The organism is Virgibacillus ndiopensis (assembly GCF_900187325.1).
Classification (GTDB): Bacteria; Bacillota; Bacilli; order Bacillales; family Amphibacillaceae; genus Virgibacillus_E; species Virgibacillus_E ndiopensis.
This window is the reverse complement of sequence record NZ_FZMZ01000004.1, coordinates 396,811-409,777: the sequence shown is the minus strand read 5'-3', so window position 1 is coordinate 409,777 and position 12,967 is coordinate 396,811. Positions and strand designations below refer to the sequence as shown.

The following is a 12,967-nucleotide window of genomic DNA, read 5'->3' as shown; positions in this document are numbered from 1 at the left end:
GCTCTTTTCGCATTTTTTATTACTGTTCACAGAAACTGCGACCGCTATGGGAAAATACTACGCTTTCTGCGGTCTTGCGTTGAGCTTTTTTACCCTTTCAAAACTTCTTTAATGTGATCAATAGCCCAATTCAAATCATCTTTTTCAATAACTAATGGAGGGGCAAAGCGGATAACATTTTCATGTGTTTCCTTACATAATAATCCTCGTTCTTTTAATGCTTCACAATATGGACGTGCAGCTTCAGTAAGTTCAACGCCAATGAATAATCCTTTACCACGAACTTCTTTAATCATTGGATTATCGATTTTTCTAAGTTCATTCATCATATAGTTTCCAAATTCTAATGAACGTTCCGCTAAGTTTTCTTCCTCAAGAACTTCGAGTGACGCGACGGAAACAGCACAGGCTAATGGATTTCCACCAAAAGTTGAACCGTGTGATCCAGGATTAAATACACCCAAGATGTCTTTGTTGGCCACAATACATGAGATTGGCATAACACCGCCACCTAGAGCTTTTCCTAAAATTAAAATATCTGGTGTTACATCTTCCCAGTCGCAAGCGAACATTTTCCCAGTCCGAGCAAGTCCTGCTTGAATTTCGTCGGCAATATATAGGACATTATTTTCCTTACATACATCATATGCTTCTTTTAGAAAACCTTCTGGAGGCATGACAATACCTGCTTCACCTTGGATAGGTTCAAATAAAAAGCCAGCTGTATTTTCGGTGATTGCTGCTTTTAACGCGTCAATGTCACCATATGGGATTAATTTGATTCCTGGTAACATGGGACCAAACCCACGTTGATATTCAGCTTCTGATGATAAGGAAACCGCTGTCATTGTTCTGCCGTGGAAATTACCTTCGCAAGCAATAATTTCTGCCTTGTTCTCCTCGACACCTTTTACATCATATGCCCATCTTCTTGCTGCTTTAAATGCCGTTTCAACAGCCTCTGCTCCAGTGTTCATTGGTAAAGCTGCTTCCTTGTTTGTAAGTTTACAAATTTTTTCATACCACGGTCCAAGTTGATCATTATGAAATGCTCGTGAGGTTAGTGTTACTGCATCTGCTTGTTTTTTTAATGCTTCAATAATCTTGGGATGGCGATGTCCTTGGTTAACTGCTGAATATGCACTTAACATATCCATGTAGCGATTACCTTCAGGATCCTCTACCCAAACACCTTCTGCTTTTGCTATCACAACAGGTAGTGGGTGATAATTCTTCGCGCCATATTCCTGTGTTTGATCAATGATTTGTTGACTGTTTTGTGACATAATATCCCTCCGAAAATCGATAAATTTTGAGTGAAAAATGCAATCAAATTTATTATAACAGTTTTCAGTTAGTTTTACTTCCTGTAATAAATGTTCACGTAATTTTCATATGAATTCTGTGTAGGACATGGTATTATTGATTTAGTATGCAAAGAAAATTAAGCACTGTAAAAACTAACAATGAAATAGGAGGAACTTAGATGAATACACACTTACACATAACTGCATGGGCGCTTGCATTTATCTTATTTATTGTAGTTGTTATTTTACATAAACAAGGAAAAGCAAAAGGCGCTAAAATTATACAAATGATATTACGTTTGGATTATCTACTAATTTTATATTCAGGTGGATCATTACTTGCAAATTACTTTGGCGGAAGTCCAATGATGGGGGAAGCCATTTTTAAAGGACTTGCAGGTATCTGGGCAATTTTTGCAATGGAAATGATTAGTATGAAGTCAGGACGAGAAGAAGCAACAAAAGGATGGTGGATCCAGTTAGTGATTGCTGTATTGCTAACAATGATTTTAGGATTTGGCCGTTTGCCACTTGGGTTACTACCATAAAGATGAAAAGCAGCTAAAAACTGTGCAACAACAACGCAGTTCAGGCACGCAACTTTAGGAAATAGTGCGCAACCCCTGAGGTTAAGCGTGCAACATCGAGAGTAACCGCGCAATCCCGAGGATAAGCGTGCAACATCGAGAGTAACCGCGCAACTCCTGAGGATAAGCGTGCAACATCGAGAGTAACCGCGCAATCCCCGAGGATAAGCGTGCAACATCGAGAGTAACCGCGCAATCCCGAGGATAAGCGTGCAACATCGAGAGTAACCGCGCAATCCCTGAGGATAAACGTGCAACATCTGGAGTAACCGCGCAACTCCTGGAAAGAGCACACAATTTCAAAAGGGTAAAAAAACAGGTTTCCGTTCTTATCGAACAGAAACCTGTTTTTTTATTTTATTAACGTATCTACAACTGCATCGATTGTTTTTTCTGATGCAATTAAACCTTTATTCGTCCAAAAGCTTGGATCGTTCATAATGTATACGTGATCGTTTTGAGCGGCGGGGATACTTTGCCATACCTTACTATTTTCAAGTGTTTCAATGCCTTGTTCTCCCTCAAGTGCTAGAAGGAAAATATGATCGGCTTTAAGTTCAGATAGTTTTTCCATAGATAAGGCATTCCATTGTGCCAAATCTGCTTTCCCCAAACTTTTTACAAATTCAGGCTGGTTAATGCCAAGTTCTGAATAGAGAACTTCTGCGCTATGGCGATTTTTTTCAAATAAATAAAATTTATTACCGGCTACCCAAATTGCTGCAACTGTTTCGTTACCAATTGATTCATTTAGCTTTTCTTTAGCGTTAGCAACTTTTTCATCGTAATTGTTTAGCACTTCTTTAGCTTTATCTTCTTTTCCAAGCATTTTACCGAATAACTCAACTTGTTTGCGCCAATCGTTTGTAACTTCTTCTGTCATAACATAGGTCGCATCTGAAATTTTTTGATAATCTTCTATAGAACCTTCATAACTATCTAGATTGCTTTCTAGAATGATTAATTCTGGAGTCCTTTCGAGAACCTTTTCAAGTGGAAGATTCCATTCGATTTTAGGTACATCTTCTAGTTGGGGTTCTAAATAATCCTGAACACTTGTACCAATTGCCCATTTTGCAACTGGTGTAACACCTAGTGCTAATAATGCATCCTCATGATATGGTGCAATTACACGTTCCACATTTGCAGGTATTGTGACTTCTCCCATTTTACTATCAAGTGTAACTTCAGAAGGTGTTTCTTTATCAGTGTTTTTATCGGTATCATCCGATTTAGTATCATCATTCCCGCAAGCTGAAACGATAAGTGCTAAAACGAATAGAATTCCAATTAATAAAAAACGGTAGTTTGTTGATCTCATATGTATTTTCTCCTTTTGAAAAATCCCTTATTAATGGTAATGATAATCATTTTCATTTGAGGTGTCAATATTTTTTCAACAATTTATTAAGATGTAAGTATTACAAAATAGAAAACATTGCAGTGAGTCTAAAATACCATTATAATTTTAATTGATAATGATTCTTAATCAAATTAACTACATAATTAAAAATAGAAAGTAGTTTGTTTAGTCAGGGGAATATCATGCTATCTTACATCAATCATTCGCGAATACTTAAATTACTTATTAATGGTATTGCTATTATTGCATTACTTTTTTCAATTGCCTTATCCGTTTCATATGGTGCGGTTGATATTAAACTATCCACCGTTTGGCAAGCAATCAATTCATTTAATCCTGATTTGTCTACACATCAGGTCATACAGGAATTACGTTTACCTAGAGCATTTGCAGCAGCATTAGTTGGTGCATTTTTAGCTGTGTCTGGTACCATCATGCAGGGGATGACACGAAATCCATTAGCATCACCATCTATTATGGGGGTTACCGATGGGGCAGCATTCACATTAGTAATTATGCTTGCATTTTTCCCAGGGGTATCTAATTTAGGATTAACATTCGCTTCCTTTGTCGGTGCAGGTATTGCTGTTGTGCTAGTCTTTTTAGTTGGATCCTTTTCAACAAGCGGATTAACACCTGTAAAGCTTGCACTCGCTGGAGTTGCTATTGGAACAATGCTCAGCTCGATTTCGTCTGTTATTTCACTCCATTTTCAGCTTGAAAAGGAAATGAGCTTTTGGTTTGCTGGCGGACTATCAGGAACAAATTGGACATCCATTCATATTTTGCTTATTACCGGTGGAATCGGAATGTTTTTGGCATTAATTATTTCCAGGTCCATTACCGTACTTAGCCTTGGTGAAGATGTTTCAACAGGACTTGGGCAAAACAATATTCTTATAAAAGCCCTAGGAATTGTAACGGTATTAATATTAACAGGTGCAGCTGTATCGATTGCGGGTACGGTTGGATTTGTTGGACTTATCATTCCACATATTACACGATTTATTATGGGAACAGATTATCGTTGGATTATCCCTTCTTCCGCATTATTTGGTGCGCTTTTATTAGTTTTATCGGATGTTGTTGCACGATTAGTGAATGCTCCATTTGAAACGCCAGTAGGGGCAATAACATCACTAATTGGTGTACCATTCTTCCTGTATTTAGCACGCGGTAGTGGGGGTGGAAAATAATGGCGAAACCACAGGCTATAAAACAAAAACGATATGTATCAATTTTAATACTACTCATCGCTTTACTAATCATGATGTTTTTTATTAGTTTAAGCACGGGTGTTATTCCGATCTCACCAAGCGACGTTGTAAAAACACTTTTTAATTTTGGTACGGAAAAGCAGGAGCTAGTTTTATTTGAGTTCCGTTTACCGGGTATTATACTCGCTTTATTAATTGGAGCAGGTCTTGCAGTTTCTGGAGTGATTTTACAAGGTGTGACGCAAAATGACCTTGCTGATCCTGGGATCTTAGGAATTAATACAGGTGCGGGTCTTGCGGTCGTGTTATTTATATACTTCTTCCAGGACACGCTTTCCATGACGAGTTCGATATCAGCATTTATCATGCCGATATTTGCTTTGATAGGAGCGGTATTTGCCGCATTTCTTATCTATACATTGGCATGGAAGAATGGCGTCAATCCAATTCGGTTAATATTAGTGGGGATTGGTGTTAATGCAGGATTTAGTGCAGCGCTTATTATTTTTCAACTTAAAATGGACCCACAGGACTTCCGTCAGGCAACAGTATGGCTTGCGGGAGATATATGGAGTGCAAACTGGAATTTTGTTTTGGCACTGTTACCGTGGATTTTATTTTTAATTCCATATACGCTACATAAGGCTCATGGTTTAAACGTGCTAAACTTAGGTGATGATGTAGCGGCTGGATTAGGGTCAAAGGTTGAACATGAGCGCCGCTTACTATTAATATTGGCAGTCGCACTCGCTGGTGCATGTGTTGCTGCAGGTGGTGGGATAGCGTTTCTTGGTTTAGTCGTACCACATATTACAAGACGAATTGTTGGACCTACTCACCAACGAATCATCCCAATATCAACGCTCATCGGCGCATTGTTACTCATGATGGCGGATGTTATTGGTAAAAACGTACTTGCACCAACCGAAATTCCAGTCGGTATCGTTGTTGCGATTTTAAGTACACCATACTTTGTGTATTTATTGATGAAGACGAAGTAGGATAGATTGACACTGGAGGTTGAACTTATGGAAAAGGAATTAGAACTATACGATGTTACAATCGTTGGCGGGGGACCTGTTGGATTGTTTACCGCATTTTATAGTGGAATGCGAGAAATGAAAACAAAAATATTAGAATATCTTCCATTTTTAGGAGGAAAGGTATCTTATTTTTATCCAGAAAAAATTATTCGTGATGTCGGAGGGATTCCAGCCGTAACCGGGGATACATTTACCGAACAATTAATCGAACAAGCCACGACGTTCGATCCAACTATTGTGTTAGGGAAGCAAGTGACGACACTCCAAAAATTAGAAAATGGAAACTTTATCGTCCGAACAAATGATGGTGAAGAGCACTACAGTCGAACAATTATTTTAGCAACAGGGTTTGGCAGTTTAAAAACAATAAAATTAGATATTCCAGAGGCTACTACATATGAGAGTGGCAATTTGCATTATACTGTACGTAATCTTGAAAAATTTCGAGGTAAAAAGATAGTTATTTCTGGTGGTGGTAATTCCGCGATTGATTGGGCGAATGAATTAGAGCCAATTGCTGAAGAAGTAACGTTAATTTATCGAAAAGAGACGTTTTCAGGAATAGAAAGTAATATCTCAAAAATGAAAAATTCATCTGTTAATGTATTAACACCCTATGAGGTTGTCATATTAAACGGAGATGGTGAAATTATTTCAGATATCGTAATTGAAAATGTAAAAACAAAGGGACAACAAACAATTTCATCTGATCATCTTATCGTCAATCATGGGTTTGCAATTGACTTAGGAGATATTGCTGGATGGGGATGTGACATGGCTGATGGTACTATAAAAGTAGACAATACTATGCAAACATCAATACCAGGCATTTTTGCAGTAGGGGACATAGCAAATTATCCAAATAAGCTACATTTGATTGCTGGAGGATTTAATGAAGGACCAATCGCAGTAAATAGTGCTAAGCTGCACATTGCACCAAGCGAAGAATTAAAAGCGTTATTTTCAACGAATATGGAGTCTTTTCAAGATAAAAGCTAAACTACTCACATGTGGTTTAGCTTAAATTTTGAAGTATTTTTAACAATTGGATGGAAACCATTGACTAATAGATAGAATCGTCAATAATAAACAGAGGATGAATAATAATCTGGAGGAACTATGTATGAAAAAGCTAGCAACACTCGTATTAATGATACCGCTTCTTCTTAGTTGGACCGATTCAATTAATGCAGAAGAATCAGATCAGGTAAAGGAACAGGTCATCTATTCTATTTTTGTTGACCGATTTAACAATATAGATCGTTCACGTGATAAGCAGGTCGATATTGATGATCCGAATGCATATCATGGAGGAGACATTCAGGGTATTATTGATAAGTTAGATTACATAAAAGAACTAGGGTTCACAACAATATCCTTGTCTCCCATTATGGAAAATTCCCCTAATGGTTATCATGGTTATTGGATAGAAGATTATTTTAAGGTAGAAGAGGAATTTGGTACGTTAGATGATGTTAAGACACTAGTGGAAGAAGCGCATGATAGAGGAATAAAAGTTATTCTGGAATTTGTACCAAATTATGTGTCAGAGAATCACCAGTTCGCGGACGATTCAAGTAAAACGAAACCAAATACAACTGCCGATATATTGTGGCTGGATGGTACTGTTACATTAAATCAAGAAAATGCAGAAGTGAAGCAAATGTTGCTTGACGCTGCAGACTTTTGGTTAAAAGAAACTGGTATAGATGGATATCAATTACATGCGATTGAACAGACCTCTATTCCATTTTTGAAACAATTTATTGACCATGTAAAAGAAGTTAAACCGGATATTTATTTGACGGGAAGTGTGCTTAACCCTGACAAATTATCAGATGAATATTTAGATGCAGGAATTCCACTAATTGAATATGGACCTATGCAGGAAGCTATGGTAAATGTATTAACTAATGTTGGTACACCACCATCAGACATTTATAAAAAGTGGGAAGAAAGCGGAAAGAGAACGGGTCTATTGTATATTGATAATAAATTTACTGATCGCTTCACTCGCGAAATTGTTGAAAATGGACAAAATCCATTAACGACTTGGAAGTTAGCATTAGCATATTTGTATACAGCCCCAGGTGTACCATTCATTTATCAAGGTTCGGAAATACCGATGGATGGCGATACACAAGAAGAAATTCAACGATTAGTACAATTTAACAATAGTGATCCAGATTTACATGATTTTTTTAATAAGATTGCAGCAATCCGCAAGCAATTTCCAGTATTATCACACGGTAAGTTTGAGCTAGTGGATTCTAATGGTGCAATGAGTATATTTAAACGATACGATGAAGATACAACTATTTTCATAGCAATGAACAATGATGTTGGAACAAAATCAGTGTTTGTAGAGGATGTCCCTGAAGGAATGCAGTTAACAGGTTTGCTTGGGGATAACATTGTTCGAAAAAATGAAGATGGAAAGTACAAAATTGGACTCGACAGGGAGTCAGTTGAAATCTTTATTACGGAAAAGGATAAAGGTTTAAACTGGATGTATATAACCGCAGTTGTTGGCGTATTTTTAATTTTTGTTTTGTTTATTGTAGCGTTAAGTGTAAAACACCGGAAGAGAAGTCAATAAGTTTTGTAACGGATACAACTCATAAACACACGTTATTTCATATGGGAAATAACGTGTGTTTTTTGCTTTAAAGAATAGTAGCTATCGTGAAGAATGGTAGGTGCGTAAGTTTAACTAGAGACTTAAAAATAAAAGATTGATCCTTTTCTTTAAGTATTGGTCAATTTGTTGAATAACCAAGATTTCTATTTTAAAGTATTCAAATATTAAGTTTTTAAAAATATAGTTATGTTAAAATTAATGTACTAGAGATTATGAAAGATTGATCTTATACTAACGACGCAAGTTGGTTTATTAAGTAGAGAATGTTTTTATCTCAATGTTTAATGCACTAATTATTTATATTTGGGAAGTGAAAATGTGAGCTTAGTTATGAATAGAGAATTGGCTTTACGGTTGGAAAATTCAGAAATTTAAACGTTGAGTTCTCGACTAACAGAAATTCAAAAAATGCAAGGGAACCCGATGTGTGTAGAAATTCAAAAGTTTGGGAATGCAACAGCATTTTCGGTAAAGAACATACCAGGTCCATCCTTTAATACAGTAAAAGGGTTAAAAGAAGGCGATGAAAAACAAATAGATAAGATAATAGATTTTTACAAGCAAAAAGAGATCCCTGTTCGATTTGAACTAACCCCAGCTCATACTTCTTCAGAATTACTAACCTGCTTAAGTGAAGCTGGTTTCACAAAAGTGTGATTTAATTGTAGGACAAGCAAAATTTGGCTCCGTCAGTCAAAATAATATGGAAAGGACGGGAATGGGAATAGCTTATACAAAAGCAATATGGGTAAAAAAATAAGTTTTTTCTTCAACTGTTGCTTTACTTAAATTAAGGATTGCTCCCTTGTTCAATTAACTGGCAAAATAATTTGGGATGGGAGGACTACAAATATATAAAAATGTGAAAAATGTCAGAGAAAATTTAGTTGGGGCGAAATATTTAAATGAAAGTGGAGGGAAAGCAATACCATTATTCAATTAACCTACGTTCTTAAATATCTTGATTTCACCCAAATAAATAGTGTTAAATGATATGATTAAGCACGAAGTTGAGAGGAACTTTATTTTTGGGAAGGATATATCATTGAAAATACTTAGAATTATCTTATCCATTATTGTTGTTGCTTTATCAAGTTATGGTTTGCTAACTGGTACATCTGGAGTAATAATGCCTTATGCATTGCTATTATTAGGTATAATGCTTTTGATTATTGGTATTACTGAATTTCAAGAAAAACGAAAGGCAACTGCCATTACACTTTTCTTTGTTACTGGATTTAGCCTTTTTGTTTCAATATATACTTTATTAATCTAACCTTGCAGAAGAGTATATTAAAGAAGTATTACTGAATAAGGTAATATGATGTTGTTAAAGGGTTTTATTAATGAAAAAGATTTTCAGTAATTACAGATTTTAGGGGTTATTTATATAATGTGAGAAAGGCTGTGAAGTTATTTGAGAGGTTACAAAGCAATGTTGTTTGATTTAGATGACACCTTACTTAATAGGAATAAGGCAGTAGATAAAATGTTTTCAATTATTTTAGAAAAGTGTTATAAGGATGTTAAGCATTCAGTAGAAGACCAAATGTTGCGCAAATTCAAAGAATATGATAATAGAGGCTATGGCAATAGTGATAAAATAAAAGTTTTGGAATCATTTTTTGATGAATTTCCACCAAAATATAGATTGCCACGCAATTACATTCAAGATTTTTGGAATAATAATTTTCCTCATTGTTTTTCTATAAACCAAAATACTATAAATATCGTAAATACCATAAAGATGCATGTTAAAGTTGCAATTATAACAAACGGCTCAACTCAGAGACAAAAAGCTAAAATAAGTAACACTAATTTAAATAGTTGTTTTGATATAATAATTATTTCTGAAGAAGTGGGATTTAATAAACCTGACAAACGCATATTTGAATTAGCATTAAATAAGCTTAATGTGCAGCCAGAAGACGCATTATTCGTTGGAGATAACATAGAAAAGGATATTGATGGTTGTCAAAATGCAAATATAAAGGGCATATGGTTCAATCCTCATATGATCAAGAATGATACCGATATAAAACCATATGCCGAGATCAATTCTTTTAATAGATTATTAAGTTATATTACATAATAAGCATCATCAGAAGTTGTTTTACTTCACAACATTTTTATAATGAGTAATACTCAAAGTGGGAATATTAGGTGGATTAAATGTCAAATTCTTTTTTGTAGAGGAATTTATCACACTCTTAGAATGAGGTTCTTGTGCTAAAAAATATAAAAGGAGATAGCAACTATGTCTACAGATGTCATTTCTATAGTAGCTTTAGTATCTATGGTTATATGGGGTGCGGTGTCTCAAGAGCTTGTAAAGTCCTCAGAAGAGAAGAATGAAGAGAAGAATGGACGAAAATTAATAACTTTAATGTCCGCAGGTTCTTTATTAACACTAGTACTGACCATTTCACTTTTTCAAAATATCCAGTTTTAAATTTTATTATGAATTGAATCAAGAAAAGCTGTAGATTTGCGGAATTACAGTTAGTCGGGTGTTTCGATATAGAACAAATATTTACATAAACTAAAGCCATTATACAATAAGGGGGAAACAAACATGTCAAAGAGAAATAAAAAGGAACTTTCACTAGAACAACGTGAAGAATTACTAAGAGCATTGCATGCCCGTTTTGAAAAAAACATGCACCGTCATGAAGGTCTTGTATGGACTAAAATCCAAGCAAAGCTGGAAGCTAATACTGAAAATCTGTGGTCGCTAAATGAAATGGAAAGAACAGGCGGTGAACCGGATGTAGTTGGTCATGATAAGAAGACGGATAAATACATTTTTTATGATTGTTCAGCAGAAAGTCCTAAAGGCCGCAGAAGTGTTTGTTATGATCGCGCGGCGCTGGAGTCTAGGAAAAAACATAAACCAGAAAATAACGCTATTGATATGGCTACTGACATGGGCATTGAACTTTTAACGGAAGAACAATATCGAGCGTTGCAGAAACTTGAAAACTTTGATAAGAAGACATCAAGTTGGGTGCAAACACCCCCTGATATTAGAGAGCTCGGCGGTGCTATTTTTTGCGATTTTCGCTATGGGCACGTTTTTGTGTATCACAACGGTGCGGAATCTTACTATGGTGCCAGAGGGTTCCGAGGTTCGATCAGAGTCTAAATAAACAGATACATTTGAATTTGAGATCGAACAACTTAGGGAATTTTGTTCTTCTGCACAATGATTCATTACTGGACAGCGACAACACAATTAGTTTATAACTATAACAGATGGAAGAAATATCAAAAGTAAATTAGAATGATTCAAAAAGGCTAGGATAAAAGAGTTTTTATCAAAGAAAAATCTGAATAACTAGAAATTATCGTTGGTGCAACTAATTCGGAAATATACTTCGCTTTCCGCGGTCGGTCGGTGAGCCTCTTTGTGCCAACGCACTTCGGAGTTTCACTACCTATGCGTTCCTCCCGCTGGAGTCTACGTATATTTCCTCTGCTAAATTGTACAGTGTTCGTAATAAGAATTGATTATTTTTCTTATAGCCCAGCCTCTATTGTGAAAATAAAAAATGCACAGGTTTAATTTGAATTTAAATCTTTATGACGTTACCCATTAACAATGCTCCCACCGTTAACATGTATCATCTGTCCAGTGACATAACTAGCATCGTCACTTGCTAAATAAACATATGCTGGGGCTAGTTCACTTGGATTTCCATACCGCTTCATCGGTGTGTTACCGCCAAATTCATCAACTTTTTCTGAACTAAAAGTAGATGGAATTAGTGGTGTCCATATCGGTCCTGGTGCTACAGCATTTACTCGAATTCCTTTTGAAACGATTTGCTGTGATAATGCACGAGTAAAGCTTGTTATAGCTCCTTTAGTTGCTGAATAATCAATTAAATCTTTATTTCCGTGGTATGCAGTGATGGAAGACGTATTAATAATTGTGTTACCTTCCTGTAAGTTTGGTAATGCAGCTTTTGTCATATAGAATGTTCCAAAAACATTTGTCCGAAATGTCTGTTCAAGCTGCTCACTTGAAATATTCATAAAATCAGTTTGTGGGTGTTGTTCTGCCGCATTATTTACTAGAATGTCAATTTTACCAAATTGATCGATTGTTTGCGTAACAACAGATTCGCAAAATGCCTGGTTGCCTACATCTCCGCTTATTAGTAGACAAGCTCGACCTTCTTGTTCAACTAAGCGCTTTGTTTCATTAGCATCTTCATGCTCGTCTAAATAAACAATTACAATCTCTGCCCCTTCTTTAGCATAATGAACACTAATAGCTCGTCCTATTCCGCTATCTCCACCTGTTATAATCGCAACTTTGCTTCTTAATTTATTACTTGCCTCGTAATGTTCTTTTATATATTCTGGTTCCGGGTGCATTTTAGATTCAAGTCCAGGTTGTCTATGCTGTTTTTGCGCCGGTGGAGTTTGTTTTTTATTGGTTTGTGCCATGAACGTGACCTCCTAATTTAGTATATAATTATCCATTCCCTTATTAAGGTAATTCAATCTTATTTAGGCACAAAAAAATAAGATCCTAAACAAATTTTATGTTTAGGACCGCTTTCCTTCATATACATATTCATGTGAAGATGTTGCACCTTGTTTGTCTAAAAAGTTATATATTTCCCTATAAGCTAGTAAATCAATTTCTTCTGTAATGTACTTGTTTTGATAGTGATCCAAAAGCTGGTTAATAGATTCAAATCTTCGCTTGCTATCACGTTCATAGGACTCGATTAATTCAGTTAATTGCATGTACAGCCTCCTCCTGTATTTCACAAAAGCATATCCAAAAGTTCGCTT

Annotated in this window: 13 protein-coding genes and 1 pseudogene; 10 read left to right on the top strand and 4 right to left on the bottom strand. The window is 35.8% G+C overall.

Annotated features, from left to right (window positions below; translation table 11 throughout):
- Positions 1 to 89: 89 nt before the first annotated feature.
- Entirely contained in the window at positions 90 to 1,286 is a 1,197-nt protein-coding gene (locus CS937_RS04300) for an ornithine--oxo-acid transaminase (RefSeq protein WP_099157229.1), read from the bottom strand.
- A gap of 200 nt (positions 1,287 to 1,486) precedes the next feature.
- Between CS937_RS04300 and CS937_RS04295 the strand changes: the two genes are divergently transcribed.
- Positions 1,487 to 1,855, top strand: coding sequence for a YisL family protein (locus tag CS937_RS04295; RefSeq protein WP_099157228.1), 369 nt, complete (start codon positions 1,487 to 1,489; stop codon positions 1,853 to 1,855).
- Positions 1,856 to 2,246: 391 nt separating this feature from the next.
- On the opposite strand, the gene CS937_RS04290 is transcribed toward CS937_RS04295, so the two are convergent.
- Positions 2,247 to 3,215, bottom strand: coding sequence for an iron-hydroxamate ABC transporter substrate-binding protein (locus CS937_RS04290; RefSeq protein WP_099157227.1), 969 nt, complete (start codon positions 3,213 to 3,215; stop codon positions 2,247 to 2,249).
- 224 nt (positions 3,216 to 3,439) lie between these two features.
- Between CS937_RS04290 and CS937_RS04285 the strand changes: the two genes are divergently transcribed.
- From CS937_RS04285 to CS937_RS04245, 9 genes and pseudogenes are all read left to right on the top strand, one after another.
- Positions 3,440 to 4,453: a FecCD family ABC transporter permease gene (locus CS937_RS04285; RefSeq protein WP_099157226.1), complete on the top strand. Its 1,014-nt coding sequence runs from the start codon at positions 3,440 to 3,442 to the stop codon at positions 4,451 to 4,453.
- Positions 4,453 to 5,475, top strand: coding sequence for a FecCD family ABC transporter permease (locus CS937_RS04280; protein WP_099157225.1), 1,023 nt, complete (start codon positions 4,453 to 4,455; stop codon positions 5,473 to 5,475). Before CS937_RS04285 ends, CS937_RS04280 begins: the two co-directional genes overlap by 1 nt.
- Before the next feature lie 27 nt (positions 5,476 to 5,502).
- Positions 5,503 to 6,516, top strand: coding sequence for an NAD(P)/FAD-dependent oxidoreductase (locus CS937_RS04275; protein WP_099157224.1), 1,014 nt, complete (start codon positions 5,503 to 5,505; stop codon positions 6,514 to 6,516).
- 124 nt (positions 6,517 to 6,640) lie between these two features.
- Entirely contained in the window at positions 6,641 to 8,116 is a 1,476-nt protein-coding gene (locus CS937_RS04270) for an alpha-amylase family glycosyl hydrolase (RefSeq protein WP_176555747.1), read from the top strand.
- Between the two features lie 420 nt (positions 8,117 to 8,536).
- Positions 8,537 to 8,918 (top strand): annotated as a pseudogene (locus tag CS937_RS04265) (hypothetical protein).
- A 285-nt stretch (positions 8,919 to 9,203) separates the two neighbouring features.
- Positions 9,204 to 9,434, top strand: a complete 231-nt coding sequence (locus CS937_RS04260) for a DUF3953 domain-containing protein (RefSeq protein WP_099157782.1) — start codon at positions 9,204 to 9,206, stop codon at positions 9,432 to 9,434.
- Positions 9,435 to 9,593: 159 nt separating this feature from the next.
- Positions 9,594 to 10,250 carry an HAD family hydrolase gene (locus tag CS937_RS04255; protein ID WP_099157222.1) on the top strand — a complete coding sequence of 219 codons (657 nt, stop codon included), beginning with the start codon at positions 9,594 to 9,596 and terminating at the stop codon, positions 10,248 to 10,250.
- Positions 10,251 to 10,415: 165 nt separating this feature from the next.
- Complete coding sequence (locus CS937_RS04250) at positions 10,416 to 10,610, top strand: hypothetical protein (protein ID WP_099157221.1); 195 nt, start codon at positions 10,416 to 10,418, stop codon at positions 10,608 to 10,610.
- Between the two features lie 123 nt (positions 10,611 to 10,733).
- The gene (locus CS937_RS04245; RefSeq protein ID WP_099157220.1) at positions 10,734 to 11,303 is read left to right on the top strand and encodes a DUF4256 domain-containing protein; all 570 of its coding nucleotides are present in this window, start codon (positions 10,734 to 10,736) and stop codon (positions 11,301 to 11,303) included.
- A 443-nt stretch (positions 11,304 to 11,746) separates the two neighbouring features.
- On the opposite strand, the gene CS937_RS04240 is transcribed toward CS937_RS04245, so the two are convergent.
- Together CS937_RS04240 and yppF are read right to left on the bottom strand one after the other, a co-directional pair.
- Entirely contained in the window at positions 11,747 to 12,613 is an 867-nt protein-coding gene (locus CS937_RS04240) for an SDR family oxidoreductase (RefSeq protein WP_099157219.1), read from the bottom strand.
- Positions 12,614 to 12,715: 102 nt separating this feature from the next.
- Entirely contained in the window at positions 12,716 to 12,919 is a 204-nt protein-coding gene (yppF, locus tag CS937_RS04235) for a YppF family protein (RefSeq protein ID WP_099157218.1), read from the bottom strand.
- Positions 12,920 to 12,967 lie beyond the last annotated feature (48 nt).